The following is a 24,656-nucleotide window of genomic DNA, read 5'->3' on the forward strand; positions in this document are numbered from 1 at the left end:
AGTTCTCAAGGAACGGACGCTTCCTTTGTACTCACCCTCTCGGGCTTTCCTCCGGGCTTTTCCCTTCGGTCTTGCGTTTCCGACTCTATCAGACCCTTTCGGCGCCCGATTCCCTGTCAGTTGGGATTGTCTAAGGTTTTGGGCTTTCGCCTGTCGGCCTTTCGACATTCACTACGTTAGCCCATCCGCTCGGCAACTCATAATCGAGTTCCGCGAGTTCGAATTCAGGCATGCAGGCACGCCGAATTGACCCTCGCTGAGAGGAAGTCGTAGGTAGTGGTTTGGCCGCCTCCGGCTGCTGACGATCGCAGTACCCGGTTCAAGCGGCTCGGGCTACATTACGCACCCCGCAAGGGCGCGTCAACTTGAGCGACGCCTGGGCGTATGGGCCCGATAAGGGCTCACCGTCGGGTCGTTGGCGACCCAGAAGCGCCAGGGGTGGACGCCCCCGTCGCCGGACACCCCGGTGCGGGGACCGTTACGTACCTGGTCGGAGGCGATCGGGGTACCGGCAAGGACCCTCAGCGGTGTGTCGCCCGGGGCGCACGCGTCCGTGCCGTCCAGCGGGCGGGCCACATCCAGTGCCGTGGCCAGGCGCGCGGGGCCTTTGGCCAGTTCCTTGTCATTTCGGGCCGAGAGTCGACGTTTACGGGTGAGCTCGGCGCCCTCGACGATCTCACCGGCGCGGAGCAGGACCGCGCTCGCCTTGCCTTCCGGACCGCACACCAGGTTCATGCAGTGCCACATGCCGTAGGTGAAGTAGACGTACACATGCCCGGGCGGACCGAACATCACGCCATTGCGGGGCGTGCGGCCGCGATAGGCGTGGGAGCCGGGGTCGTTCTGACCGTCGTAGGCCTCTACCTCTGTAAGGCGGAGCGCGATCGGACCGTCCGGGGTGGTGCGTACGAGGACGCGGCCGAGGAGGTCGGGGGCGACTTCCAGTACGGGCCGGTCGAAGAACTCACGTAGGAGGGGCGTACGGTCGGGGGTCGCGATCATGCCGTCCGAGGGTAGTGCAGACGGGTGGCTGCAACGGGGTGGTCAGGGGGCGTTCGCCTTGCAAGGGTGAGGGCGCGGAACCGGCCACGGCCGGATCGCGTTTGTATGGATCAAGGATCCACGCACAAGAAGCAGGACGACGTAAGAGGGAGAGTCATGGCGTTCAAGAAGCTGCTCGCGAGCCTGGGGGCCGGCGGGGCTTCGGTCGAGACGGTGCTGACCGAGGGCAATGTCGTTCCGGGTGGTGTCGTCCAGGGCGAGGTGCGGATCCAGGGTGGGTCCGTGGACCAGCAGATCGAGGGGCTGTCGGTCGGGCTGCAGGCCAAGGTCGAGGTCGAGAGCGGCGACCAGGAGTACAAGCAGGACATCGAGTTCACCAAGCAGCGGCTCGGCGGTGCCTTCGAGCTGAAGGCGAACGCCGTGCACGCGGTGCAGTTCGGGCTCGAGATCCCGTGGGAGACGCCGATCACGACGATCGACGGTCAGCCGCTGCGCGGCATGCACATCGGTGTGACCACGGAGCTGGAGATCGCGCGTGCGGTGGACTCCGGTGACCTGGACCCGGTCAACGTGCACCCGCTGCCCGCGCAGAAGGCGATCCTCGACGCCTTCATCCAGCTGGGCTTCCGGTTCAAGAACGCGGACATGGAGCGCGGTCACATCCGGGGTACGCGGCAGAAGCTGCCGTTCTACCAGGAGATCGAGTTCTTCCCGCCGCAGCAGTACCGCGGTATCAACCAGGTCGAGCTGAGCTTCGTGGCCGATCAGAACGCGATGGACGTCGTGCTCGAGATGGACAAGAAGCCGGGGCTCTTCAGCGAGGGCAGCGACACCTTCCGTTCCTTCCAGGTGGGTCTGCACGACTACCAGGGCACCGACTGGGCGGCCTACCTCAACCAGTGGCTGTCCGAAGTCGGCAGCAAGCGCAACTGGTTCTAGGCTCGGTACTGCTGATTCCGTTGATCGATCAGGAGGTACCGAGGTGACCGAGCTGAAGCGGCGGCCTCTCCCCCATGACTTCCACCCGCCCGTCCCGTCGTTCACGGTGACGAGCGAGGACATCGAGGAAGGGGCGGCGCTCAAGGACGCTCAGGTGTACGCGGCCGGCAACACCTCGCCGCAACTGCGGTGGGAGGGGTTCCCACCGGAGACCAAGAGTTTCGCCGTGACCTGCTACGACCCCGACGCCCCGACAGGCAGTGGGTTCTGGCACTGGGTGCTGTTCGACATTCCGGCCTCGGTGACCGAGCTGCCGGTGGGTGCGGGCAGCGGCAAGTTCGAAGGGCTGCCCGAGGGTGCCGTACAGGCACGTAACGACTACGGCAGCAGGGACTTCGGTGGGGCCGCGCCGCCTCCTGGGGACGGATCGCATCGGTACGTCTTCACGGTGTACGCGGTCGATCAGGAGAAGCTCGGGCCGGATACCGACGCCTCTCCCGCCTACGTGGGCTTCAATCTGAGGTTCCACGCGATCGCGCGTGCACAGCTGATCGGGGAGTACGAGAACCCCGAACAGAGCTGAACAAGCCCAACGTTCATGGAACGTTTGCCCGCCCCTGGTCTTGGAAGTGATCAGGGGCGGGCACTTTTTATTTCGTTGTCCATCTCGGCGTGCCCGGCCAGAGTTGATCCCAGCCCGCCAAGGGGGTGGGCCGGTGCACACAGGAGGTGGGCTGGTAATGCGGGACACGCTGGTACTGAACGCGAGCTTCGAGCCGCTGTCGACGGTGACGTTGAACCGAGCCGTCGTTCTGGTGCTTCAGGACAAGGCCGTCGTCGAGCAGTCCCACCCCGAACTGCGTATGCGCGGAGCCGCGGTCGACATACCGGCGCCCCGGGTGATCAGACTCTGCAGGTACGTGAGAGTGCCGTTCCGAAGACAAGCACCGTGGTCCAGGCGGGGTGTGCTGATCAGGGACCGGCACCGGTGCGCGTACTGCGGGCGCAGGGCGACGACTGTGGACCACGTGGTGCCGCGGGCGCAGGGTGGTCAGGACTCTTGGCTGAACACGGTGGCTTCCTGCGCGGAGGACAACCACCATAAGGCTGACCGGACGCCGGAGCAGGCGGGTATGCCGTTGCTGCGGGCGCCGTTCGAGCCGAGTCCTGCGGATGCGATGTTGCTGTCGCTGGGGACCGAGGAGTTTCAGGCGCTGCCTGACTGGTTGGCCCGGGATGCCGCGTAGCGCCTAGTGGGGGGCCGGGATCTGTTTGATTGCGGCTGCGGGTTCGTTGTGGCTCGTCGCGCAGTTCCCCGCGTCCCTGAACGACCTGGGGCTCGCCCTCATGATGAAGGCGAGCCCCATTGACGTAGCCGAAACTTTGCGTCAGTCGATCGACGGCTTCTCTCGGCGTTCCGATCCGCCGTTGCCTTGGCCGCCGCCTCCTGAACCGCCGCCCAGGTTGCCGAAGTTGCCCATGGCGCCGGAAAGGCCCTTGAGGGCGTCGCCGATCTCGCTGGGGACGATCCAGAGCTTGTTGGCGTCGCCTTCGGCGATCTTGGGAAGCATCTGGAGGTACTGGTAGGAGAGGAGCTTCTGGTCGGGGTCGCCGGCGTGGATGGCCTCGAAGACCGTGCGGACGGCCTGGGCTTCACCCTCTGCGCGCAGGGCCGCGGCCTTGGCCTCGCCTTCCGCGCGGAGGATCTGGGACTGCTTCTCGCCCTCGGCGGTGAGGATGGCCGCCTGGCGCGTGCCTTCCGCCGTGAGGATCGCGGCGCGCTTGTCCCGGTCGGCGCGCATCTGCTTCTCCATCGAGTCCTGGATGGAGGTCGGGGGCTCGATGGCCTTCAGCTCCACGCGGTTGACCCGGATGCCCCACTTGCCCGTCGCCTCGTCGAGGACGCCGCGCAGGGCCGCGTTGATCTCCTCGCGGGAGGTCAGGGTGCGCTCGAGGTCCATGCCGCCGATGATGTTGCGGAGCGTGGTGACCGTCAGCTGCTCAATTGCCTGGATGTAGCTGGCGACTTCGTAGGTCGCGGCCCTCGCGTCGGTCACCTGGTAGTAGATGACCGTGTCGATGTTGACGACCAGGTTGTCCTGGGTGATCACCGGCTGCGGCGGGAACGGGACGACCTGTTCACGCAGGTCGATGCGGTTGCGGATGGTGTCGATGAACGGGACGACGATGTTGAGGCCCGCGTTGAGTGTCCGCGTGTAGCGGCCAAAGCGCTCGACGATCGCGGCGCTGGCCTGTGGGATGACTTGGATGGTCTTGATCAAGGCGATGAAGACCAACACCACCAGAATGATCAAAACGATGATGACCGGTTCCATCGTCGCTTCCCCGTACCTCTCTCCGCCTCGGCGCTTTCGGAAGATCTTATGGTTGTTGAAGATCTTGCTGGTCGAGTCTGACAGACCGTCGTGTGCCTCGTGGGGTGTTCGCGCCACTTGCATCGTGCGAGGTCACATGATGATCGCCGTGGCCCCCTCGATGTCCACGACGTCCACTTCCTGACCTACTTCGTAGGCGCGGTCGGTGTCGAGAGCGCGGGCTGACCAGACCTCTCCGGAGAGCTTGATCCGGCCGCCGCCGGTGCCGTCGACGCGCTCCAGCACCACGGCCTGTTTCCCCTTCAACGCCTCGATACCTGTGGCGAGTTGGGGCCGCTGTGCGCGATGCCTCGCCGCGACCGGTCGTACGACGGCGATGAGGGCCACCGAGACGACGGCGAAGACGAGGACCTGGACCACCATGTCGAAGCCGAGTCCGGCCATGATCGCGGCCGCGACGGCGCCCACGGCGAGCATTCCGAACTCCGGCATGGCCGTGACCACGAGCGGGATGCCGAGGCCTGCCGCGCCGATGAGCCACCACACCCATGCGTCGATGTCGTTCACGTGGTCATGGTAGTTCCGCAGGTCCCGCCGCGGACAGGGCGCAGTTCGGGTCTGCACGGGGTTCTTACCCGTGAACTCCCTTGCCGTGACGGTGAGAAGGGCTCAGGACATCGGCAGGCCCTGTGCCGTCCAGCGCTCGCCGACCTGCTCGACGACGAGCGGGAGGCCGAAGCAGAGGGAGAGGTTGCGGGAGGTGAGTTCGAGCTCCAGCGGCCCCGCGGCGAGGACCTGGCCCTGGCGGATCATGAGGACGTGGGTGAAGCCGGGGGCGATCTCCTCGACGTGATGGGTGACCATCAGCATCGAGGGGGCGATCGGGTCGCGGGCGAGGCGGCCGAGTCGGCGTACGAGGTCCTCGCGGCCGCCGAGGTCGAGACCGGCGGCGGGCTCGTCGAGGAGCAGCAGCTCGGGGTCGGTCATCAGGGCGCGGGCGATGAGGGTGCGCTTGCGCTCGCCCTCGGAGAGCGTGCCGAACTTGCGCTCCAGGTAGTCGCTCATGCCGAGACGGTCGAGGAAGGCGCGGGCGCGCTGCTCGTCGATCTCGTCGTAGTCCTCCTGCCAGGTGGCCGTCATGCCGTACGCGGCCGTCAGCACGGTCTCCAGGACGGTCTGGCGCTTGGGGAGCTTGTCGGCCATGGCGATGCCGGCCACGCCGATGCGCGGGCGGAGCTCGAAGACGTCGGTGCCGGGCTTGCCGAGGGTCTCGCCGAGGATCGTCGCGGTGCCCTTGCTGGGGTAGACGTAGCTGGAGGCGACGTTCAGGAGGGTGGTCTTGCCGGCGCCGTTGGGGCCGAGGATGACCCAGCGTTCGCCCTCCTTGACCGACCAGGAGACCTGGTCCACCAGAGCCCGGCCCTCACGGACCACGGATACGTCCTCAAGCTCCAGAACATCGCTCATGAGCGCGTTGTCTCCCCTTGCAGTCTGACCGGTCTCGGCGTCTCGGCTGTCGCGTGCGCGTTTGAGCGCAGCCCTCGACGAAATCTACGCCACCGGTCGGCCGGTCCATTCCATCGGTCCGGTCCTTAGGGTGGGGTCATGCTCTCGGAACCACGCTCTGGACGTCTTGCCGCTTGGGGAAATGGCCTTCTTGCCGGACTTGTCTCACCTGACGACGCCGTGCTCGCGATGGTGGGTGAGGACGCCGTGCACCGGGTGGAAGGGCTGCCGGGCGAGTCGGCGCCCGTCGGACTCACACTCGCGCTCGGGCGGTTGCGGGCGCTCGGGGTGACGGGGTTGCGCATCGCGCTGCCCGCGCCCGGGCATCCGCTCGGGCTGAGTGGGCCGCCGGAGTTCAATGCGCGGGCGTTGGAGGCCGAGGAGGCGGTGATCTGCCACGGGGCCGCGCTCGGGTTGGTGCCGGAGGTGTACGAGGCCGGGCCGTCCGGTGATGTGCATGTCGAGGTGATGTGGCAGGTGCTTCCGGTGCGGGAGGCGCCGCCCGCGGATGTGCCGTCCCTGGGCGAGGCCGAGCGGGAGCTGGCGGAGGCGTTGCGGGAGGCGACGGATGTGCTGACGCGGCTCGATGTGGCCGGGTCGGGGCCGGTGGCCGCGGCGGCGATCGATGCGTATCGGGCTCGGTCCGAGCGGGGGCGGGAGGTGCTTGCGCCGGGGTATCCGCCTCGGGCGGTGCGGGTGCTGGAGCTTGCGCAGCGGGTGGGGTTGTTGATCTCCGTGGCTTACGAGAACGGGCACGGGGGTGCGGTGAGCGCCGGCGAGATGGCGGCGCGCTCCGAGGCGTTGCGGCCTGTCGAGCGGACGGCTCGGCGGGCACAGGTCGCCGCGTACAACGCGTATGTGGAGGAGCGGGAGCGAGGCGTGCGGTAGCCGGTGCGGCGGGGTGGGTGCACGACTGATCGCGGGCTGCGCCGGGCAACCTGGGCGCACACACGACAAAGGACCCCGCGAATCGTCCTTGACTCGCGGGGCCCCTCGTCGGTCAGGACCCGACGTCAGTCGTTCACGCCCTGGTTGCCGAAGGCGGGGTTGAGCAGGCCGATGACGTCGACCGCGTTGCCGACGACGTTGACGGGGACGTGGACGGGAACCTGGACCAGGTTGCCCGAGGCGACGCCCGGCGACTTCACGGCCGTGCCGTCGGCACCCGCGTCGGCGACAGCGGCACCGGCAGCGGCACCCGTGGCGATACCGGCGACGGTGAGGGCCACGGCAGCCTTCTTGGCGATGTTCATGAGAAGCGTTCCTCCTGCGTATGCGTATCCGACCCGGCCGCGGGTCGTGCGCTGATCAACGCGGGAGCGTGCGGGAACGGTACGGAAAGTGCACCGCGACTGCCCGTTCGGATCATTGGGACGACAAACTGACCGGCCCCCCAGGAGTGAGTGCCTGGGAGGCCGGAGGTCACTGCCGCTCCGTGGCGGAGGTCAGCGGTTGATGCCCAGGTTGCCGAACGCCGGGTTCAGCACACCGATGACGTTCACGCTGTTGCCGACCGCGTTCACCGGAACGTGCACCGGGGCCTGGACGAGGTTGCCCGAGATGACGCCGGGCGAGCCCACGGCCTTGCCGTCGGCGTGCGAGCCGTCGGTGGCGGAGGCCATACCGGCACCGGCGGCGACCAGCCCGCCGGCCACCATCGTCACGGCCGCTACCTTCTTCAGGTTCTTCACTTCTGAGCCCCTCCTAGCGATTGCCGCGGCAGTCGCCGCAGCACGCACTGGAGAACGGTGGAGATCCACGAAGGATGCGCCATCCGGGGGACATTCCCACGACGGTATGAATCTCAGTCCGGAGCGGAACCCTCCGAATTGCCGTGCGCCCCCTGGATCAACCGGCCACTCCATGACGTACCGCCCACAGGGCGGCCTGTGTACGGTCCGCCAGGTCGAGTTTCATCAGGATGTTCGAGACATGGGTCTTGACGGTCTTCTCGGACAGGACGAGGGCGCGGGCGATCTCGCGGTTCGAGCGGCCGTCCGCTATCAGGCCGAGGACCTCGCGCTCGCGTTCCGTGAGCGAGCCGCCTCTTCCCTGACCGTTGTTGGCCTCCTCCTGGGAGAGCAGCGCGCCCGCGACCTCCGGCTGGAGCAGGATGTGTCCGGCGTGGACGGAGCGGATGGCGCCGGCGAGGGCGTCGGGGTCGATGTCCTTGTAGACGTACCCCGCGGCGCCCGCGCGCAGCGCCGGGACCACCGTGCGCTGTTCGGTGAAGCTGGTGACGATCAGCACGCGCGCGGGGTTGTTCAGTTCGCGGAGCTTGCGCAGCGCGTCGACGCCGTCCATGCCCGGCATCTTGACGTCCATGAGGACGACGTCGGGTTTGAGTTCCTCGGCGCGGGCGACTCCTTCGGCGCCGTCGGCGGCCTCGCCGACGACCTCGATGTCGTCCTGTACTTCGAGGAAGGTGCGCAGTCCGCGGCGGACCACCTGGTGGTCGTCGACGAGCAGCACCTTGATTGCGTCAGCCACCAGGGACCTCCATCTCGATCGTGGTGCCCTTGCCGGGCGCCGATTCCACGGTCAGCGCGCCGCCGACCCCGCCGGCCCGGTCCCGCATGGAAACCAGTCCGAGGTGACGGCCCGCGCGGCGGGTCTGCTGCGGGTCGAAGCCGCTGCCGTCGTCGGTGACCCGCAGCACGACTCCGCCGTCGCGCCGGGCCAGGGTCACGTCGACCTGTTCGGCTCCGGAGTGCCGCAGGGCGTTGTGCAGGGCTTCCTGGGCGACACGCAGGACGGCCTCCTCCTGGGAGGCGGGCAGGGCGCGGACGCCACAGCTGTCGAAGGTCACGTGCGCGGTGTGGGCGCGGTCGAGGACGTGGACCTGGGTGCGGAGGGTGGCGATGAGGCCGTCCTCGTCGAGGGCCGCGGGGCGGAGCTCGACGACGGCGGCGCGCAGTTCGTCGGCGGCCTCGGCGGCGAGCGCGGCGACCTGTTGCAGCTCGCCCTTGGCGCGTGAGGGGTCGCGGTCGACGAGGGCGGCGGCGGCCTGTGCGGTGAGGCGCAGGGAGAAGAGTTTCTGGGCGACCGCGTCGTGCAGTTCGTGCGCCAGGCGGGAGCGTTCCTCGGCGATGGTCAGTTCGCGGCTGCGCTCGTACAGCCGGGCGTTGGTCAGGGCGATCGCGGCGTGCTGGGCGAGGATGGAGAGCAGTTCCTCGTCCTCCGCGGTGAAGCCGCAGCTTCCGTCCGGTTTCGGGCAGTTCTTGTTGGCCAGGAAGAGGGCACCGATGACCTCGTCGCCGTCGCGGATGGGCAGGCCCAGGAAGTCGGACATGTCGGGGTGGGCCGAGGGCCAGCCCTCGAAGCGGGGGTCCTTGCGCACGTCGGCGAGGCGTTCGACCTTCGCCTCCTGCAGCATCGCGGCGAGGATGCCGTGCTGGCGCGGGAGCGGGCCGATGGCCTTCCACTGCTGGTCGCTGACGCCGTCGACCACGAACTGGGCGAAGCCTCCGTGGTCGTCCGGGACACCGAGCGCCGCGTACTGCGCGTCGAGCAGCTCGCGGGCCGAGGCGACGATCGTCTTGAGGACGTCGCGCACCTCGAGATGCCTGCTCATGGCCAGCAGCGCGGAGCTCACCGCCGCGAGGCCGGACCTGGGTCCTTGACTCATGTCCTCACGGTACCGGCGGGGTGTGACAGTCCGTATCGGACCTGTGGCGGCGGTCGCCTAGGGCGGTGGGCCTAGGGCAAAGGGCCCCGCCGTCTCGCGACCCGCGTCCGACGCGGCTGGGGCGGTCCGGTTCCTACGTTGGGATCACGCCGATCGGAAGGCGTCGAGAACGACGAGGGGACGTGGTCATGTCGGTAGCGATCATCACGGGGGCCTCGAAGGGGCTGGGGCGGGCGCTCGCCGAGGCGCTGGCCGCGCGCGGCTGGGATCTGGTGCTCGACGCCAGAGGCGCGGGGGCCCTTCGGGAGGTGGCCGAGGGGCTGGAGAAGTACGGCGCGCGCGTGACGGCACTGCCGGGGGATGTCACGGACGCCGGGCACCGGGCCGGGCTGGTGGCGGCCGCGTGCCGGTTCGGCGGGGTCGATCTGGTGGTGAGCAATGCCAGCGCGCTGGGCGCCGAGCCGCTGGTCCGGCTGGACGGGTTGCCCCTGGAGGGGCTGCGGCGGGCGCTGGAAGTGAACGTCGTGGCCGCGCTGGGCCTGGTCCAGGAGGCGCTGCCGCTGCTGCGGGCGTCGGGGGTCGGGTCGGTGATCGCGGTCAGCTCGGACGCGGCCGCGGAGGCCTACGAGACCTGGGGTGGCTACGGGGCGTCGAAGGCGGCCCTGGACCACCTCGTGGCGGTGCTGGGCGAGGAGGAGCCCGGGCTGCGGGTCTGGGCGGTCGACCCCGGGGACATGGCCACGGAGCTGTACGCGGCGGCCGTACCGGACGACGACGACCCGCGGCCCGACCCGGCCGACGTGGTCCCCGGCTTCCTGCGGCTGCTGGACGAGCGGCCGGCGAGCGGCCGGTACACCGCGCCCGCGTTGGTGGAGGAGCGATGACGACGGCCCTGCGCGTCCCGGCGGAGCTGTCCGCCCGGATTCCGGTCGAGCAGCGTGGGCCGGGGCTGGACCGGGACGCCGTACGGCTGCTGGTGTCGCGCGGTACCGAGGTGTCGCACCGTGCCTTCGCGGAGCTGCCGCGGCTGCTGCGGGCCGGGGACCTGCTCGTCGTCAACACGTCGCCGACGCTGGCCGCGGCCGTGGGCGGACGGGTCGGGCACGCACGCGTGGTGGTGCACTTCTCCACGCGCGGGGACGACGGACGGTGGGCGGTCGAGCTGCGGGATCCCGACGAGCGGGGCACCACGCGTGCGCGTGCGGGCGGCCCCGCGGGTACGGAGGTGCGGTTGCCCGGAGGTGTGCGGCTGCGGCTGGAGGAGCCGCTGAGCGCGGCGAGCGGGCGGCTGTGGTGGGCGCGGATGTCGGGGACCGGGGGCGGAGCCCGGATCGTCGGGCTGTTGCGGGAGTACGGGCGGCCGATCCGTTACTCCTACACCGAGCGCGACCAGCCCCTCTCCGTCTATCAGACGGTGTTCGCGCTGCCCTCCCCCGACGGGACCGGCAGTGCGGAGATGCCGAGTGCCGCCCGGCCCTTCACGGCGCGGCTGGTGGCGGAGCTGGTGAGTCGGGGGGTGCAGTTCGCGCCGGTCACGCTGCATACCGGGGTGGCGTCGGCGGAGGCGCACGAGGCGCCGTACCCGGAGCGGTTCGCGGTGCCGGAGGCGTCGGCGCGGCTGATCAACGCCGTGAGGGCGGGGGACGGCCGGGTGATCGCCGTCGGGACGACCGCCGTACGGGCCGTGGAGTCGGCGGCCGGCGCCGACGGGGCCGTACGCGCGCGTGAAGGGTGGACGGATCTCGTGGTGACCCCGGAGCGCGGGGTGCGCGTGGTGGACGGGCTGCTGACCGGGCTGCACGAGCCGGAGGCCTCGCATCTGCTGATGCTGGAGGCGGTGGCCGGGCGGGCGGCGATCGACCGCGCCTACTCGGAGGCGCTGCGCGGGCTGTACCTGTGGCACGAGTTCGGGGACGTGCATCTCCTCCTCCCGGAGGAGGGTCCTCACACAGAGCATTGCTGCCGCAACTACTGGTGACACTGTTACGCCTCCGATGTGAGCCCGCACATAGGGCGCACATCACGTACGAAGGTGAATAGGAGATAAACCGGTCCCCGGTGAGCGGGGAAGACGTTCCTGTCTGTCCTGTTTTGCCCTTCCCCGGTCAACTACCTGGGATCGTACGTCACACCTTTGCCACATAATTTTGCGGCCGCTAAGAATGGCAGCCGTCGCTCACCGCCGCGGGTTCCGCCCGCGGCTTTTGCACGAAGAGCGACCTCCGCGCTATTCGAAGAGGTCCCCGCATGTCCAAGAAGAGCCACAGTCGCGCGCTGACCAAGCGCCACAAGGTCGCCATCGCCGGTATCGCCACGCTCGGCGCCGCCGCCCTCGCGTTCTCCGCGGTTCCCAGCAACGCGGAGACGACCACGAGCGAGGCCGCCTCGGCCAAGGTCGCGTACAGCTCCGAGCAGCTCAAGGGTCTCCAGTCGGACGTGACCGAGCAGCTCGCCGACACCAGCCTGCAGACCCAGGCCGCCGAGGCCGCGGCCGCGAAGAAGGCCGCCGCCAAGGCCGCCTCCGAGGCCGCCGCGAAGAAGAAGGCGGCCGCCGAGGCCGCGGCCAAGAAGAAGGCCGAGCAGGAGCGCAAGGCGAAGGAGGCCGCGAGCCGGTCCGCCAAGCGCGTCACGGTCAAGGCCGCCGCGACGAAGACCTACGCCAACAACCTCGACGGCTGGATCAAGGAGTCCCTGGACATCATGAAGTCCAAGGGCATCCCGGGTACCTACAACGGTCTGTACCGCAACATCATCCGCGAGTCCTCGGGCAACCCGAACGCGATCAACAACTGGGACGTCAACGCCGTCAACGGCACCCCGTCGATCGGTCTGCTGCAGATCATCAAGCCGACCTTCGACGCGTACCACGTCTCCGGCACCCCCTTCAGCCAGTACGACCCGGTCGCCAACATCGTCGCCAGCGCCAACTACGCCGCCGACAAGTACGGCTCGATCGACAACGTCAACGGCGCGTACTGAGGCCGCGCGGACCTCTCGTACGCCTGCGTCAGGCGCAGCACGCCGAAGGGCGGCACCCCCACCGGGGTGCCGCCCTTCACCGTCGTACGGACACGACTACTTGCGCATGACCTCGGGCTCGTGGCGGCGCAGGAAGCGGGCCACGAAGAAGCCGCAGATCACGCCGAGGACGATCAGGGCGAGCATGTCCATGCCCCAGGCGCCGACGGTGTGCTCCCACAGCGGGTCGTTGCTCTCGCCCTTGGCGGGCGGGCTGATCTTGTTGAAGTCGAGCGTGGCACCCGCGGCGGCGACCGCCCAGCGCGACGGCATCAGGTACGAGAGCTCGTTGACGCCGACCGAGCCGGACAGCGGGAACAGGCAGCCGGTGAAGACGACCTGGACGATCGCGAACATGACCAGGAGCGGCATGGTCTTCTCGGCGGTCTTCACCAGGGCCGAGATGATCAGACCGAACATCATCGCGGTGAAGCCCAGCGCCATGATCGGAATGCACAGTTCCAGGAGAATCTGGCTGCGCAGGATCAGGCCCTCGTCGGGGAGGGTGCGGCTGGAGAAGCCGATGACGCCGACCATCAGGCCCTGCAGCACCGTGACCACGCCGAGCACGAACACCTTGGACATCAGGTACGCGGAACGGGACAGGCCGGTGGCGCGCTCCCGCTCGTAGATGACCCGTTCCTTGATCAGCTCACGGACGGAGTTGGCGGCGCCGGCGAAGCAGGCGCCCACCGCGAGGATCAGCAGGACGGTGAGGGCCGTGCCGTTGGCGACGGGCTGACCCGTGTTCGGGTTGATCTCCGTGTTGACCAGGAGGTCCTTGCCCTGGTCGATGAGCAGGCTGACCGAGCCGAGGACGAGCGGCAGGATGATCGTCAGGGCCAGGAAGCCCTTGTCGGAGGCGATCACCGAGGTGTAGCGGCGTACGAGAGTGCTGAACTGGGACAGCCAGCCCTGTGGCTTCGGCGGCCTCATCGCCTGCATCGGCGGCATCTGTACGGACTGCGGCGCAATCGCGTCGATGTCCGCGGCGTACATCTGGTAGTGCTGCGAGCCCTTCCAGCGTCCCGCCCAGTCGTAGTCGCGGTAGTTCTCGAAGGCGGAGAAGACGTCGGCCCAGGTGTCGTAGCCGAAGAAGTTCAGCGCCTCCTCGGGCGGGCCGAAGTAGGCGACCGCACCGCCGGGAGCCATCACGAGGAGCTTGTCGCAGATCGCCAGCTCGGCCACCGAGTGGGTGACGACGAGGACCGTACGGCCGTCGTCGGCGAGGCCGCGCAGCAGCTGCATGACATCGCGGTCCATGCCCGGGTCGAGGCCCGACGTGGGCTCGTCCAGGAAGATCAGCGACGGCTTGGTGAGCAGCTCCAGGGCCACGGAGACACGCTTGCGCTGGCCACCGGAGAGGGAGGTGACCTTCTTCTCCTTGTGGATGTCCAGCTTCAGCTCGCGCAGTACCTCGTCGATACGGGCGTCGCGCTCGGCGCCGGTGGTGTCGGCGGGGAAGCGGAGCTTGGCCGCGTACTTGAGGGCCTTCTTGACGGTCAGTTCCTTGTGCAGGATGTCGTCCTGCGGGACCAGACCGATGCGCTGGCGCAGCTCGGCGAACTGCTTGTAGAGGTTCCGGTTGTCGTAGAGGACGTCGCCCTGGTTGGCGGGCCGGTAGCCCGTCAGCGCCTTGAGCAGTGTCGACTTGCCGGAACCGGACGGTCCGATGACCGCGATCAGCGACTTCTCCGGGACGCCGAAGGAGACGTCCTTGAGGATCTGCTTGCCGCCGTCGACCGTGACGGTCAGATGGCGGGCCGAGAAGGAGACCTCACCGGTGTCGACGAACTCCTCGAGGCGGTCGCCCACGATCCGGAACGTCGAGTGGCCGACACCGACGATGTCCGTCGGGCCGAGCAGGATCGAGCCGCCCTTGGCGATCGGCTGACCGTTGACGTAGGTGCCGTTGTGCGAGCCGAGGTCGCGGATCTCCATGCGCCCGTCGGGCGTCGAGTGGAACTCGGCGTGATGACGGGAGACCTGCAGGTCGGAGACGACCAGTTCGTTCTCCAGGGCACGACCGATCCGCATCACGCGGCCGATCGAGAACTGGTGGAACGTGGTCGGGCTGCGGTCGCCGTAGACCGGCGGCGCCCCCGCGCCGACGCCGGGACCCTGCTGCTGCGGAACCTTCCCGGCAGAGGGCTGCTGCTGCGGCTGCTGCCAGCCGGCCTGCGGGGCCTGCTGGTGCTGCGGTGTCTGCTGGGCCCAGCCCGGGTTCGCGGCCGGAGCGGCCTGAGCTCCCTGTCCGCCCTGAGCTCCCTGGGCGGCGTACGGCTGCTGCTGAGGCTGCGCGGCCGGGGCCGCGGTGCCGGAGAGGCTCACCCGCGGGCCGTCGGTCGCGTTGCCCAGGTGCACCGCCGAGCCGGGGCCGAGCTCCAGCTGGTGGATCCGCTGGCCCTGCACGAAGGTGCCGTTGGTGGAGCCGTGGTCCTCGATGACCCAACTACGGCCGCTCCAGCTGATCGTGGCGTGCCTCCAGGACACCCTGGCGTCGTCGAGCACTATGTCACCCTGCGGATCGCGTCCGAGGGTGTAGGGCCTGGACGCGTCTAGCGTCCAGGTACGTCCATTCAATTCCAGTACGAGTTCCGGCACTCCATGCCCCATGAGTAGTCCCCCGAGTTACCCCCAACACAGGGAGTCTAGGGATGTCGAACATCGTCGGGAACTATTTCAGGCTCTGCCCCCTGACCGAAAGTCGGGCCTTGTGAAGACCACGCGCACACGCTTCGACCGGTTCCGTTGACGGGGTTGAAACCGACCCGGAGAGTGGTAATCCACGCGAGGGGGACATGCGCGGCGATCGCCGCACCGCGGATCGGGGGGTCTGCCATGAGTGCGTCCATGGGTCTCGACACCACCAAGCACGGCTCGAAGTTGCCGTGGGGAGACATCCTGCTGTCCGCGATCGCCGCCGTGAGCTGGGCGTTGATCGGGATGGCGGGCGTCGCCGCGCTCGGCCTGCATCTACTGGAGGCCGACTCGGCGGCATCGCTGGGCCCGATGACCGCGGCGGTAGTGGCACTTGGGGCGGGTGGTTCGGTGACACCGTCCGGCGATGTGTCCGCTTTCGGGCTGACGGGCGCGGAGGCGGCGACGGCCATCGAGATCACGCCATTGGGTGTCGGCCTGGTCGGTGCGCTCCTTTTGTCCTGGTTCTTCCTGCGGTCCTTACGGGCGGCCGGAGTTGTCCTCGCACCGGCCGAACTCCTCGCGCGCGCGAGTGCGGTCGTCGCGCTCTTCGTGGCCACGCTGGGCGGGCTGGCCTGGGCGGGTCACGACGTCATCACGATCGACGGCAGTGCGCTCGGCCTCGACGACCTGCCCGGCGGCGGCGGAGGGGGCGGGGGTCTGGAGATCCCGGGACTCGGCGACGTCGGGGACATCGGCGGACTGCTCCCGGACCAGATCGGCGACCTGGTCGACGCGAAGGCGGCGGTCGGCTTCACGGTGGACACGGTGCCGACGCTGTTCGGGGGCCTGGTCTGGTCGGCCGGCGTCCTGCTCATCGCGCTCCTGGCCTCGCGCCGCACACCGTTGCCCCGCGGCTGGGAGGCGGGGCATCGCGTCGTACGCCCGGCGGTGTCCGCCCTCGTGACCGTTCTGCTGGTCGCCGTGGCGGCGGGGCTCGCCGCGGCGGCGTACGCCTCGATCGGCGACGAACACCCGAAGCGGATCGCGGGCGCGGCGCTGCTGGGCACGCCCAACGGCACCTGGCTGGGCATCCCGATCGGCCTGTTCGTGCCGTGGGACGGCCGGGCGACGGGTCCGCTGGCCACCTTCCTCCCGGATCCCCTGGACGACCTCCTGAGCTCCGAGCGCGACCAGTCCGTGTCGCTGTCGCGGCTGGCGGAGCTGGACGGACGGGTGTGGCTGCTGGGGGTCGCGGCGGCGATGATGCTGCTGCTGGCGGGGGTGCTGACGGCGGTGCGGACGCCGGTGGGGGTACCTGTCCCGGGATCGGCGCAGGCCGGGGGCGGTGTCGGGGGTCCGACGGGTGTACGGGGTCCAGGGGCCGTCGCGGGGAGTGCGCAGGTACGGGATCCGGGTGCCCTCGGTTTCGCCGGGCGCTGTGCGTTGCGGCTGGGGATCGTGACGGCGGTGGCGTTGCCGTTGCTCGCCTGGATGACGGAGGTGTCCGTGAACGCCTCGCTGTCGGTGCTGGGCTTCGACGCGTTCGGCGCCGGCATCGAACTGCACGGGCAGCTCGGTATGGCGCTGCTCCTCGGTGCCCTGTGGGGGGCGGGTGCGGGCGCCGTCGGGGCGCTGCTCGCCCGTGCGACCGGGGCGGCGGGGAACCGGGCGGCACCGCTGGCGCTGAGTGGCGTGGGCGGGGTTGCGGGGAACGGGACGCCGGACGCTGGGCGGCCCCCGTATGCGGGCGGGGCCGGGGCGTATCCAGGGGCGCCCGGGCGGTACCCGGGCGAGTCCGGGTCGACACCGCACGTGGGGCCTCCGCGGGGGGCACCGTATGCCGGGGCGTCGGGAGCGACGTCGTATCCAGGGACGTCGGGGGCGGGTCCGTACCCGGGTGATTCCCGGGGTGCGTCGCGCGGGGGCGAGGCCGGGGCGACGCCCGCGGGTGGCGAGTCCGGGCCGTATGCGCCGGGTGCGCCGTACCGGCCGCCGAACCCCGCGACCAACCCGTATCTGCAGGTGCCGGACGAGCTGCGGGAACCGGAGGATGCGCGACCGTCCGACGCGCGGCCGCCCCGGGGCGCCCCGCCCGGACGCGGGCGGCCACCGGGCGGGGTTCCGCCGGGGCGCGGGGCACAGTCCGCGGAGGGTGGCAGGCGGCCGGGGACGCCTCCCCCCGGGCAGGGCTACTCCCCCTCGGGAGCGCCGCCGGGGCAGGGGCCTCCGCCCAGTGAGGGCGCCTGGCGACCGGGGCAGGACCCGCAGCCGACCGAGGGCGCCTGGCGGCCCGGGACACGCCCTCCGGGGCAGGGTCGCACTCCCTCGGGAGCTCCTGCCGGACCAGAGGGCCGGCCGGGCGAGGGCGCCTGGCGGCCCGGGACGCCTCCCCCGGGGCAAGGTCGACCGTCCTCGAGCCCACCGCCGGGGCGCGGGGTGCGGCCCGGTGAGGGCGCCTGGCGGGGCGAGGCGGATCCGTCTGCCGGGGGCGCGCGGCCGGCCGGTGAGGACGAGTCGCCGCCCGCCGGTGACGATGTGTACGGCGCTCCCACTGTGGTGGGCCCGATCGAGCCGCCACCCCGGTCGCCGCGCAAGCCGCCCCGGCGTATGCCCTCAAGGCGCGAGCCGTCCGCGCCCGACGACGGTCCGCCGCCACCGCCGCCTCCTCCCCCGCCGGGGAGGCCCAAGGGGCGGAGGTGATCCGGGCGTGGTGATGCGGGCGGGGGAGGTCGGCGAAGGCGTTTCGGGGGCACGGCAGTGGGGGCGAGGCGTCCGCTGCCCCACGGCCTCCGCCGCCCTCGGTCCCCGGCACGCCGACCACTTGGCCGGTAACGGTCGGTCCGGTCTCCCGACATGTGCCCATAGAGCCGTTGCCACCACGTAAGACCCCCGCCACTTGAGCGACGCTCAGTGTTCCCTGTCCGTCAGGCGGACCTCAGGGGCGGAAGGCACTGGGTGCCGGATACGGTGGGTACACCATGAGCGCTTCGCAGACCTCCGACGTCCCCACTCTTCTCGTCAAGATCTTCGGCAAGGACAGGCCGGGCATCACAGCCGGACTCTTCGACACTCTCGCCGCCTACTCCGTCGACGTGGTCGACATCGAGCAGGTCGTCACCCGTGGCCGCATGGTGTTGTGCGCGCTCGTGACCGAGCCGCCGCGCGGGTTGGAGGGCGACCTGCGCAGGACCGTCCACAGCTGGGCGGAGTCGATGAAGATGCAGGCCGAGATCATCTCCGGCCTGGGCGACAACCGGCCCCGTGGCCTCGGCCGTTCCCTCGTCACCGTGCTCGGACATCCGCTCACCGCGGAGGCGACCGCCGCGACCGCCGCCCGGATCACCAAGGCCGGCGGCAACATCGACCGAATCTTCCGGCTGGCCAAGTACCCGGTGACCGCGGTCGAGTTCGCGGTGTCCGGTGTGGAGACCGAGCCCCTGCGGACCGCCCTGGTGACCGACGCCGCCGCGCTCGGCGTGGACGTCGCCGTCGTCGCGGCCGGGCTGCACCGGCGCGCACAGCGGCTCGTCGTGATGGACGTCGACTCGACGCTCATCCAGGACGAGGTCATCGAGCTCTTCGCCGCGCACGCCGGCTGTGAGGACAAGGTCGCCGAGGTGACGGCGGCCGCGATGCGCGGGGAGCTGGACTTCGAGCAGTCGCTGCACGCGCGTGTGGCCCTCCTCGAAGGGCTCGACGCCTCGGTCGTGGACAAGGTGCGCACCGAGGTGCGGCTGACCCCCGGCGCCCGCACCCTCATCCGTACGCTGAAGCGCCTCGGCTACCAAGTCGGTGTCGTCTCGGGCGGGTTCACCCAGGTCACCGACGACCTCAAGGAGCGCCTCGGGCTGGACTTCGCCCAGGCCAACACCCTGGAGATCGTCGACGGGAAGCTGACCGGCCGGGTCACGGGCGAGATCGTGGACCGGGCGGGCAAGGCGCGGCTGCTGCGCCGGTTCGCCGCCGAGGCGGGGGTGCCGCTGGCGCAGACCGTGGCCATCGGCGACGGCGCCAACGACCTGGACATGCTCAACGCGGCCGGCCTCGGGGTCGCCTTCAACGCCAAGCCGGTGGTCCGGGAGGCGGCGCACACCGCGGTGAACGTGCCGTTCCTGGACACCGTCCTGTATCTGCTGGGCGTGACCCGCGAAGAGGTCGAGGCGGCGGACACGCACGACGACATCGACTGAGCCGTCGCGTACGGCAGCCGTCGTACGGCGTGCGAAGGGCCCGGCACCGTGGTGGTGCCGGGCCCTTCGCACAGGGTTCTCACATCGGTCGGATCATTCGGACGGTGCCCAGTAGTCCAGGAGCGTGGCCACGCCCGGCTCCAGCGTCTTCCAGGGGCCGGTGAACGACAGGACGGCGAAGGCGGCCGCCGGGAAGCCGCGGCGGGCCATCCGCTCGCCGGCGTCCCCCTCGGCCGAGCCGGCCAGGATGTCGGCGAGGCCCTGCACGCCCGGGTTGTGGCCGATCAGGACGATGTTCTGCGCGTCGTCGGGGGTCTCGTTGAGCACGGCGATCAGCTCGCCGGGCGAGGCCTCGTAGACCCGCTCCTCGTAGACGGTTTTCGGCCGGTGCGCGAACTCGTGCACGGCGAGCTTCCAGGTCTCGCGGGTCCGGGTCGCGGTGGAGCACAAGGCCAGGTCGAAGGGGATTTCGGTGTCGGCCAGCCTGCGTCCGGCTTCTGCGGCATCCTTGCGGCCCCGGTCGGCGAGCGGCCGCTCGTGGTCGGTCACCTGTGGCCAGTCGGCTTTCGCATGCCGGAAGAGGACGATCCTGCGGGATTCTGCGACGCTCATGAGACCCAGCTTCGCATGAAATAGGCCATAAGGCGCAGGGAGTTGACATGCGGCTCCACCGGTGTACGGAGGTGGTCGAGGACCGGTCCCGCCGGGGTGCTCAGCGCGTGACCAGCTGCTGTACGCGCTCGAAGAGCTGGGTGATCAGGGGATCGTCCGCGGCGGCGTGCGCGTCGGACGGGTTCAGGATCACCGCGAGCAGCGTGATGAAGGCGAGCGTCGGCAGGGCGAGGGCCCACCAGGGCAGCCGGATGTCGACGCGGCCCCGGGTCGCCGGGTGGGGCGGGGTGTGCGTAGGGGCCGACATGGTTGCCTCCGCGTCTTCGAGTGGGCCGGTGGTCCGCTGTGCCGCGGTCACATCTCGAAGTTACGGAATCCCGGGCCCTCAACCCATCCGGTGATCCACCCAGTTGACCCTGAGACTCGCCCCCTAGGGGATGGTGGGGCTAGCCCCACCCCTGCCGGTTCAGGGTGAGGCGATCGACGCGATGACGGCGATGATCACGAAGATGGCGAGGAACGCGCCGAAGACGAGCAGCATCTTCTTCTGGCCGTTCTGCGGGTTCGGGTCGAGCACTGGCATGCGGCCAGTCTCGCACCTGCGGCCGGCATCGGATCCGCCGGGGTGGCGTCAGCGGGCCGCCTCTTCCTCGACCGTCCTGTCGCGTCCCGCGAGGACGCCCACGGCCATCTGCGGGACCATCAGGGCGGCCATGAGGGCGATCGGCAGGCCCCAGCCGCCGCTGTGCTGGTAGAGCACGCCGACCAGCAGCGGGCCCGGGATGGAGATCAGATAGCCGGTGCTCTGCGCGAACGCGGACAGCTGCGCGACGCCCGCGCCGGTCCTGGCCCGCATCCCGACCATCGTCAGGGCCAGCGGGAAGGCGCAGTTGGAGACGCCGAGCAGCAGGGCCCAGACCCAGGCTCCGGAGGCGGGCGCGAAGTAGAGGCCGGCGTATCCGGCGAGACCGCAGACGCCGAGCACGAGGACGATCGGGCCCTGGTGCGGCAGCCGGGTGGCCACGCGCGGGATGACGAAGGCGAGCGGTACGCCCATCACCATCGTGACGGCGAGCAGCAGCCCGGCCGTGCTCGCGGGCACGCCCGCGTCCCGGAAGATCTGCGCCATCCAGCCCATGGTGATGTAGGCGGCGGTGGCCTGGAGCCCGAAGAAGACGGCGAGCGCCCAGGCGGTACGGCTGCGGGTGATGCGCAGCGCGGGCTGCTCCTCGCGCGCGCGTGCCTCCGCGGCGGGCGCCGTCCCCCGCTGTCGTATCGACGGGATCCACGGCAGTACGGCCGCGGCGGCCAGCCCCGCCCAGACCGCGAGCCCGGTCTGCCAGCTGCCGCCCAGACTGTCGGTCACCGGCACGGTCACGGCAGCCGCGGTCGCCGTACCCAGGGCGAGGGCCATCGAGTAGAGGCCGGTCATGGAGCCGACGCGGTCCGGGAACCAGCGCTTGACGATGACGGGCATCAGGACGTTGCTGACCGCGATGCCCATGAGGGCGAGAGCGCTGGCGGCCAGGAAGCCGGCCGTGCTGCCCGTGTACGGCCGTATGAGCAGGCCTGCCGTGATGGCGACCATGCCGGCGCACACCACCGCTCCCGGTCCGAAGCGGCGGGCCAGGCGTGGGGCCATGACGCCGAAGAAGGCGAAGCAGAGCGGGGGCACGGAGGTCAGCAGCCCGGCCATGCTCCCGCTCATGCCCAGTCCGTCGCGGACCTCCTCCAGGAGGGCGCCGAGGCTGGTGATGGCGGGGCGCAGGTTGACGGCGGCCAGGACGATGCCGAGCACGAGCAGCCGTGTCGGCCACGCGCGCGTGGCGGTCGCCGGGGGCTCGCTCGCCGCCGAGCTGATGATATGCGGGGACGTCATCGTCCGGGTTTCCTCACGTGCCATGCCGCCCATCATAGAATCATGGGATGATTGGTTGTCCATCCCCCGGCTGCCCCGGGTCGGCGATCCCATGCGAAGGTGTGCCATGCCTCTGAGCCACCCCCGTCGATCGGCACTGTCCGAGCAAGTCATCGCGGCGCTGCGGCAGCAGATCACGTCGGGCGAGTGGCCGGTCGGCTCGCGCATCCCGACGGAGCCGGAGCTCGTCGAGCAGCTCGGGGTGGCCCGCAACACGGTCCGTGAGGCCGTCCGCGCGCTCGCGCACAACGGTCTGCTGGACATCCGCCAGGGCTCCGGCACCTATGTCGTGGCGACCAGCGAGCTGGCCGGCGTGATGCACCGCCGGTTCGCCGACGCCGATCCCCGGCACATCGCCGAGCTGCGCTCCACGCTGGAGTCGTCCGCGGCGCGGCTGGCCGCCGAGCGGCGTTCGGAGAAGGACCTCAAGCAGCTCGACGCGCTTCTCGTACGGCGTGAGGAGGCGTGGGAGTCGGGTGACGCGGAGGCCTTCGTGACGGCGGACTCGTCCTTCCACCTGGCGGTGGTGGCGGCTTCCCGCAACGACGTGATGTCGGCGATGTACGCGGACCTCGGCGAGGTGCTGCGGGACTGGCTGCGCGAGGACGTCGGCGAGGAGCTGACGCCGGAGACGTACATGGACCACGCGCGGCTGGTCGACGCGATCCGCGCGGGCGACGCGGAGACGGCGGCGGCGGAGGCGGCGGGTTATCCGTTCCTGTGCCGGCCGGGCCGGTTCACCGCTTCTGGTGGCTGACCCACACCGAGCGGACTTCCTTCCAGCAGCGGCCGTCCAGACGTACGGTCTGCGCGGGTCCGGCCTCGACCGGGGCACCGTCGCTGTCGACGTCCCACCAGCGGTCGCACTCGATGTGCAGCCGGACGCGGTCGACGTCGGGATACGGGTTGTGGCAGTACGCGGTCACCCGGGAGCCGGTGACCTTGCTGTAGCAGGCGGCGCCGAACAAGTCCGGCTGCTCGGCCTTCGGTGCCGCCACGCGTGCGTGCGGTGACGCCTCGTGCGGCAGGGTCAGCAGGAGAGCTACGGCGACGGTCGCTGGGGCCATGTTGCGGGACAGACGCACAAGGGAGACCTCCTCGGCCGTGCTGGGGAGGAAAGCGTGGTGAACGCGTAATCCAGAGTGCCCAGTTGTGCGCCCTGCCCGCCCGGCCGGATGGGCCGAACGGGTTACCCCACGCGGACGCGCCGAGGGGCCGCACCCTTGGCAAAGGGTGCGGCCCCTCCATGTCGGCCGATGCTCAGCGGCAGCGTCACGCACCGATGGCGTGCAACCCGCCGTCCACGTGGACGATCTCGCCGGTGGTCTTCGGGAACCAGTCGCTCAGCAGGGCGACCACGCCCTTGCCGGCCGGCTCCGGGTCCTCCAGCTTCCACTCCAGCGGGGAGCGGCTGTCCCACACCGACGCCAGTTCCGCGAAGCCGGGGATCGACTTCGCGGCCATGGAGCCGATCGGACCGGCCGAGATCAGGTTGCAGCGGATGTTGTGCTTGCCCAGGTCACGGGCCATGTAGCGGTTGGTGGCCTCCAGGGCGGCCTTGGCCGGGCCCATCCAGTCGTACTGCGGCCAGGCGAACTGCGCGTCGAAGGTGAGGCCGACGACGGCACCGCCCTCGGTCATCAGCGGCAGCAGCGCCATGGTCAGCGACTTCAGGGAGAAGGCGGAGACGTGCATGGCGGTGGCCACGGACTCGAACGGCGTGTTCAGGAAGTTGCCGCCGAGCGCGTCCTGGGGCGCGAAGCCGATGGAGTGCACGACACCGTCGAGCCGGTCGCCCAGGTGCTCACGGACCTGGCTCTCCAGGCGGGCGAGGTGCTCGTCGTTGGAGACGTCGAGCTCCAGGACCTTGACCTTCTCGGGCCGGGGCAGCTTCTTGGCGATGCGCTCGGTGAGGGTGGGACGCGGCCACGCGGTGAGGATGATCTCCGCGCCCTGCTCCTGGGCCAGCTTGGCGGTGTGGAAGGCGATGGAGGACTCCATCAGCACACCGGTGATGAGGATCTTCTTGCCCTCGAGGATTCCAGCCATGGTGTTCAGTGACCCATTCCCAGTCCGCCGTCAACCGGGATGACGGCTCCAGTGATGTACGAGGCGTCGTCCGAGGCCAGGAACCGCACCGTTGCGGCGATCTCCTCGGGCTGCGCGTAACGACCGAGCGGCACCTGCTTCACGATGTTCTCGCGCTGCTCGTCGGTGAGCACCTTGGTCATGTCGGTGTCGACGAAGCCGGGCGCGACGACGTTGAAGGTGATGTTGCGCGAGCCCAGCTCACGGGCGAGGGAGCGCGCGAAGCCGACCAGGCCGGCCTTGGAGGCGGCGTAGTTGGCCTGGCCGGGGCCGCCCATCAGTCCGACGACCGACGAGATCAGGACGACACGGCCCTTCTTGGCGCGCAGCATCGCGCGGTTGGCGCGCTTGACGACGCGGAAGGTGCCGGTGAGGTTGGTGTCGAGGACGGACGTGAAGTCCTCCTCGGACATGCGCATCAGGAGCTGGTCCTTGGTGATGCCGGCGTTGGCGACCAGGATCTCGACGGGCCCGTGCGCGTCCTCGATCTCCTTGTAGGCCTGCTCCACCTGCTCGGTGTCGGTGATGTCGCACTTGACGGCGAGGCAGCCCAGTTCCGCCAGGGCGGCCGGTGGCTCACCCGAGCGGTACGTGATCGCGACCTTGTCGCCGGCTTCGGCGAAAGCTCGGGCGATGGCGAGGCCGATGCCCCGGTTGCCTCCGGTGACGAGAACCGAGCGGCTCAACGGATCACCCTTTCGATAGCGGTCTGAACTCACCCGCCCGGCATCTCGATGGCAGGCGGCTTCCTTCGAAACCTATCGGTCTGCCCCGGC

At 70.0% G+C, this 24,656-nt stretch carries 26 protein-coding genes; 10 read left to right on the top strand and 16 right to left on the bottom strand.

Features of this window, described 5'->3' with window-relative positions:
• Window positions 1-360: 360 nt before the first annotated feature.
• A complete protein-coding gene (locus ACWD3I_RS17220; protein WP_365400672.1) occupies window positions 361-1,002 on the bottom strand; it encodes a DNA-3-methyladenine glycosylase in 642 nt (213 codons plus the stop codon).
• A 156-nt stretch (window positions 1,003-1,158) separates the two neighbouring features.
• Here ACWD3I_RS17220 and ACWD3I_RS17225 point away from each other — a divergent pair, with 156 nt between their 5' ends.
• From ACWD3I_RS17225 to ACWD3I_RS17235, 3 genes are all read left to right on the top strand, one after another.
• The gene (locus ACWD3I_RS17225) at window positions 1,159-1,941 is read left to right on the top strand and encodes a sporulation protein (RefSeq protein ID WP_046257773.1); all 783 of its coding nucleotides are present in this window, start codon (window positions 1,159-1,161) and stop codon (window positions 1,939-1,941) included.
• Window positions 1,942-1,984: 43 nt separating this feature from the next.
• A complete protein-coding gene (locus tag ACWD3I_RS17230) occupies window positions 1,985-2,524 on the top strand; it encodes a YbhB/YbcL family Raf kinase inhibitor-like protein (protein WP_365400668.1) in 540 nt (179 codons plus the stop codon).
• Between the two features lie 157 nt (window positions 2,525-2,681).
• Window positions 2,682-3,188, top strand: a complete 507-nt coding sequence (locus tag ACWD3I_RS17235; protein WP_365400665.1) for an HNH endonuclease — start codon at window positions 2,682-2,684, stop codon at window positions 3,186-3,188.
• Between the two features lie 141 nt (window positions 3,189-3,329).
• Here ACWD3I_RS17235 and ACWD3I_RS17240 read toward each other — a convergent pair whose 3' ends face one another.
• The 3 genes from ACWD3I_RS17240 to ACWD3I_RS17250 all read right to left on the bottom strand — a co-directional run bounded on the left by ACWD3I_RS17240 (window position 3,330) and on the right by ACWD3I_RS17250 (window position 5,744).
• The gene (locus ACWD3I_RS17240; protein WP_046257770.1) at window positions 3,330-4,277 is read right to left on the bottom strand and encodes an SPFH domain-containing protein; all 948 of its coding nucleotides are present in this window, start codon (window positions 4,275-4,277) and stop codon (window positions 3,330-3,332) included.
• Window positions 4,278-4,409: 132 nt separating this feature from the next.
• Window positions 4,410-4,844, bottom strand: a complete 435-nt coding sequence (locus ACWD3I_RS17245; protein WP_266894337.1) for an NfeD family protein — start codon at window positions 4,842-4,844, stop codon at window positions 4,410-4,412.
• Window positions 4,845-4,946: 102 nt separating this feature from the next.
• A complete protein-coding gene (locus ACWD3I_RS17250; RefSeq protein ID WP_266894335.1) occupies window positions 4,947-5,744 on the bottom strand; it encodes an ABC transporter ATP-binding protein in 798 nt (265 codons plus the stop codon).
• A 138-nt stretch (window positions 5,745-5,882) separates the two neighbouring features.
• Here ACWD3I_RS17250 and ACWD3I_RS17255 point away from each other — a divergent pair, with 138 nt between their 5' ends.
• Window positions 5,883-6,671, top strand: a complete 789-nt coding sequence (locus ACWD3I_RS17255; protein ID WP_365400660.1) for a hypothetical protein — start codon at window positions 5,883-5,885, stop codon at window positions 6,669-6,671.
• Between the two features lie 125 nt (window positions 6,672-6,796).
• Here the strand turns inward: ACWD3I_RS17255 and ACWD3I_RS17260 are convergent, their stop codons facing one another.
• The 4 genes from ACWD3I_RS17260 to ACWD3I_RS17275 all read right to left on the bottom strand — a co-directional run bounded on the left by ACWD3I_RS17260 (window position 6,797) and on the right by ACWD3I_RS17275 (window position 9,411).
• The gene (locus ACWD3I_RS17260) at window positions 6,797-7,036 is read right to left on the bottom strand and encodes a chaplin (protein ID WP_266894331.1); all 240 of its coding nucleotides are present in this window, start codon (window positions 7,034-7,036) and stop codon (window positions 6,797-6,799) included.
• Window positions 7,037-7,228: 192 nt separating this feature from the next.
• Entirely contained in the window at window positions 7,229-7,474 is a 246-nt protein-coding gene (chpE, locus tag ACWD3I_RS17265; protein ID WP_307032609.1) for a chaplin ChpE, read from the bottom strand.
• Between the two features lie 157 nt (window positions 7,475-7,631).
• Window positions 7,632-8,273: a response regulator transcription factor gene (locus tag ACWD3I_RS17270; protein ID WP_365400656.1), complete on the bottom strand. Its 642-nt coding sequence runs from the start codon at window positions 8,271-8,273 to the stop codon at window positions 7,632-7,634.
• Window positions 8,266-9,411, bottom strand: a complete 1,146-nt coding sequence (locus ACWD3I_RS17275; RefSeq protein ID WP_361487600.1) for a GAF domain-containing sensor histidine kinase — start codon at window positions 9,409-9,411, stop codon at window positions 8,266-8,268. The genes ACWD3I_RS17270 and ACWD3I_RS17275 overlap by 8 nt, the downstream gene beginning before the upstream one ends.
• A gap of 188 nt (window positions 9,412-9,599) precedes the next feature.
• Here ACWD3I_RS17275 and ACWD3I_RS17280 point away from each other — a divergent pair, with 188 nt between their 5' ends.
• The 3 genes from ACWD3I_RS17280 to ACWD3I_RS17290 all read left to right on the top strand — a co-directional run bounded on the left by ACWD3I_RS17280 (window position 9,600) and on the right by ACWD3I_RS17290 (window position 12,390).
• Window positions 9,600-10,295 carry an SDR family NAD(P)-dependent oxidoreductase gene (locus ACWD3I_RS17280; protein WP_365400652.1) on the top strand — a complete coding sequence of 232 codons (696 nt, stop codon included), beginning with the start codon at window positions 9,600-9,602 and terminating at the stop codon, window positions 10,293-10,295.
• A complete protein-coding gene (locus ACWD3I_RS17285; protein WP_365400649.1) occupies window positions 10,292-11,389 on the top strand; it encodes an S-adenosylmethionine:tRNA ribosyltransferase-isomerase in 1,098 nt (365 codons plus the stop codon). Before ACWD3I_RS17280 ends, ACWD3I_RS17285 begins: the two co-directional genes overlap by 4 nt.
• A gap of 269 nt (window positions 11,390-11,658) precedes the next feature.
• Entirely contained in the window at window positions 11,659-12,390 is a 732-nt protein-coding gene (locus ACWD3I_RS17290; RefSeq protein WP_365400646.1) for a transglycosylase SLT domain-containing protein, read from the top strand.
• A gap of 96 nt (window positions 12,391-12,486) precedes the next feature.
• Here the strand turns inward: ACWD3I_RS17290 and ACWD3I_RS17295 are convergent, their stop codons facing one another.
• Complete coding sequence (locus ACWD3I_RS17295) at window positions 12,487-15,033, bottom strand: ABC transporter ATP-binding protein/permease (protein WP_365400675.1); 2,547 nt, start codon at window positions 15,031-15,033, stop codon at window positions 12,487-12,489.
• A gap of 237 nt (window positions 15,034-15,270) precedes the next feature.
• On the opposite strand from ACWD3I_RS17295, the gene ACWD3I_RS17300 reads away from it, so the two are divergent.
• Window positions 15,271-17,772 (top strand): streptophobe family protein, encoded by a 2,502-nt coding sequence (locus ACWD3I_RS17300; protein ID WP_365400643.1) that lies wholly within the window; start codon window positions 15,271-15,273, stop codon window positions 17,770-17,772.
• A 278-nt stretch (window positions 17,773-18,050) separates the two neighbouring features.
• The gene (gene serB, locus ACWD3I_RS17305; protein ID WP_365400640.1) at window positions 18,051-19,262 is read left to right on the top strand and encodes a phosphoserine phosphatase SerB; all 1,212 of its coding nucleotides are present in this window, start codon (window positions 18,051-18,053) and stop codon (window positions 19,260-19,262) included.
• Window positions 19,263-19,355: 93 nt separating this feature from the next.
• Here serB and ACWD3I_RS17310 read toward each other — a convergent pair whose 3' ends face one another.
• The 4 genes from ACWD3I_RS17310 to ACWD3I_RS17325 all read right to left on the bottom strand — a co-directional run bounded on the left by ACWD3I_RS17310 (window position 19,356) and on the right by ACWD3I_RS17325 (window position 21,789).
• Window positions 19,356-19,874, bottom strand: coding sequence for a SixA phosphatase family protein (locus tag ACWD3I_RS17310; RefSeq protein ID WP_365400637.1), 519 nt, complete (start codon window positions 19,872-19,874; stop codon window positions 19,356-19,358).
• A gap of 100 nt (window positions 19,875-19,974) precedes the next feature.
• Window positions 19,975-20,181 carry a hypothetical protein gene (locus ACWD3I_RS17315; protein WP_365400634.1) on the bottom strand — a complete coding sequence of 69 codons (207 nt, stop codon included), beginning with the start codon at window positions 20,179-20,181 and terminating at the stop codon, window positions 19,975-19,977.
• A gap of 159 nt (window positions 20,182-20,340) precedes the next feature.
• Entirely contained in the window at window positions 20,341-20,457 is a 117-nt protein-coding gene (locus ACWD3I_RS17320; RefSeq protein WP_266829118.1) for an SGM_5486 family transporter-associated protein, read from the bottom strand.
• Window positions 20,458-20,505: 48 nt separating this feature from the next.
• Entirely contained in the window at window positions 20,506-21,789 is a 1,284-nt protein-coding gene (locus tag ACWD3I_RS17325) for a CynX/NimT family MFS transporter (protein ID WP_365400630.1), read from the bottom strand.
• 70 nt (window positions 21,790-21,859) lie between these two features.
• Between ACWD3I_RS17325 and ACWD3I_RS17330 the strand changes: the two genes are divergently transcribed.
• Window positions 21,860-22,549 (top strand): FadR/GntR family transcriptional regulator, encoded by a 690-nt coding sequence (locus ACWD3I_RS17330; RefSeq protein ID WP_365400627.1) that lies wholly within the window; start codon window positions 21,860-21,862, stop codon window positions 22,547-22,549.
• On the opposite strand, the gene ACWD3I_RS17335 is transcribed toward ACWD3I_RS17330, so the two are convergent.
• The 3 genes from ACWD3I_RS17335 to fabG form a co-directional block, all read right to left on the bottom strand.
• On the bottom strand, window positions 22,530-22,877 hold the full coding sequence (locus ACWD3I_RS17335) for a hypothetical protein (RefSeq protein WP_365400624.1): 348 nt from the start codon (window positions 22,875-22,877) through the stop codon (window positions 22,530-22,532). The genes ACWD3I_RS17330 and ACWD3I_RS17335 overlap by 20 nt on opposite strands.
• A gap of 187 nt (window positions 22,878-23,064) precedes the next feature.
• Entirely contained in the window at window positions 23,065-23,841 is a 777-nt protein-coding gene (gene fabI / locus ACWD3I_RS17340) for an enoyl-ACP reductase FabI (protein WP_365400621.1), read from the bottom strand.
• Window positions 23,842-23,846: 5 nt separating this feature from the next.
• Window positions 23,847-24,566, bottom strand: a complete 720-nt coding sequence (gene fabG / locus ACWD3I_RS17345) for a 3-oxoacyl-[acyl-carrier-protein] reductase (RefSeq protein WP_266894307.1) — start codon at window positions 24,564-24,566, stop codon at window positions 23,847-23,849.
• Window positions 24,567-24,656 lie beyond the last annotated feature (90 nt).

This window comes from Streptomyces sp. NPDC002817 (assembly GCF_053592055.1).

Coding starts and splice junctions, on each gene's coding strand:
- ACWD3I_RS17220 (WP_365400672.1), bottom strand. CDS start 1,002: ATGATCGCGACCCCCGACCGTACGCCCCTCCTACGTGAGTTCTTCGAC.
- ACWD3I_RS17225 (WP_046257773.1), top strand. CDS start 1,159: ATGGCGTTCAAGAAGCTGCTCGCGAGCCTGGGGGCCGGCGGGGCTTCG.
- ACWD3I_RS17235 (WP_365400665.1), top strand. CDS start 2,682: ATGCGGGACACGCTGGTACTGAACGCGAGCTTCGAGCCGCTGTCGACG.
- ACWD3I_RS17240 (WP_046257770.1), bottom strand. CDS start 4,277: ATGGAACCGGTCATCATCGTTTTGATCATTCTGGTGGTGTTGGTCTTC.
- ACWD3I_RS17250 (WP_266894335.1), bottom strand. CDS start 5,744: ATGAGCGATGTTCTGGAGCTTGAGGACGTATCCGTGGTCCGTGAGGGC.
- ACWD3I_RS17255 (WP_365400660.1), top strand. CDS start 5,883: ATGCTCTCGGAACCACGCTCTGGACGTCTTGCCGCTTGGGGAAATGGC.
- ACWD3I_RS17260 (WP_266894331.1), bottom strand. CDS start 7,036: ATGAACATCGCCAAGAAGGCTGCCGTGGCCCTCACCGTCGCCGGTATC.
- ACWD3I_RS17275 (WP_361487600.1), bottom strand. CDS start 9,411: ATGAGTCAAGGACCCAGGTCCGGCCTCGCGGCGGTGAGCTCCGCGCTG.
- ACWD3I_RS17280 (WP_365400652.1), top strand. CDS start 9,600: ATGTCGGTAGCGATCATCACGGGGGCCTCGAAGGGGCTGGGGCGGGCG.
- ACWD3I_RS17285 (WP_365400649.1), top strand. CDS start 10,292: ATGACGACGGCCCTGCGCGTCCCGGCGGAGCTGTCCGCCCGGATTCCG.
- ACWD3I_RS17290 (WP_365400646.1), top strand. CDS start 11,659: ATGTCCAAGAAGAGCCACAGTCGCGCGCTGACCAAGCGCCACAAGGTC.
- ACWD3I_RS17300 (WP_365400643.1), top strand. CDS start 15,271: ATGAGTGCGTCCATGGGTCTCGACACCACCAAGCACGGCTCGAAGTTG.
- serB (WP_365400640.1), top strand. CDS start 18,051: ATGAGCGCTTCGCAGACCTCCGACGTCCCCACTCTTCTCGTCAAGATC.
- ACWD3I_RS17310 (WP_365400637.1), bottom strand. CDS start 19,874: ATGAGCGTCGCAGAATCCCGCAGGATCGTCCTCTTCCGGCATGCGAAA.
- ACWD3I_RS17315 (WP_365400634.1), bottom strand. CDS start 20,181: ATGTCGGCCCCTACGCACACCCCGCCCCACCCGGCGACCCGGGGCCGC.
- ACWD3I_RS17320 (WP_266829118.1), bottom strand. CDS start 20,457: ATGCCAGTGCTCGACCCGAACCCGCAGAACGGCCAGAAGAAGATGCTG.
- ACWD3I_RS17325 (WP_365400630.1), bottom strand. CDS start 21,789: ATGATGGGCGGCATGGCACGTGAGGAAACCCGGACGATGACGTCCCCG.
- ACWD3I_RS17330 (WP_365400627.1), top strand. CDS start 21,860: ATGCCTCTGAGCCACCCCCGTCGATCGGCACTGTCCGAGCAAGTCATC.
- fabI (WP_365400621.1), bottom strand. CDS start 23,841: ATGGCTGGAATCCTCGAGGGCAAGAAGATCCTCATCACCGGTGTGCTG.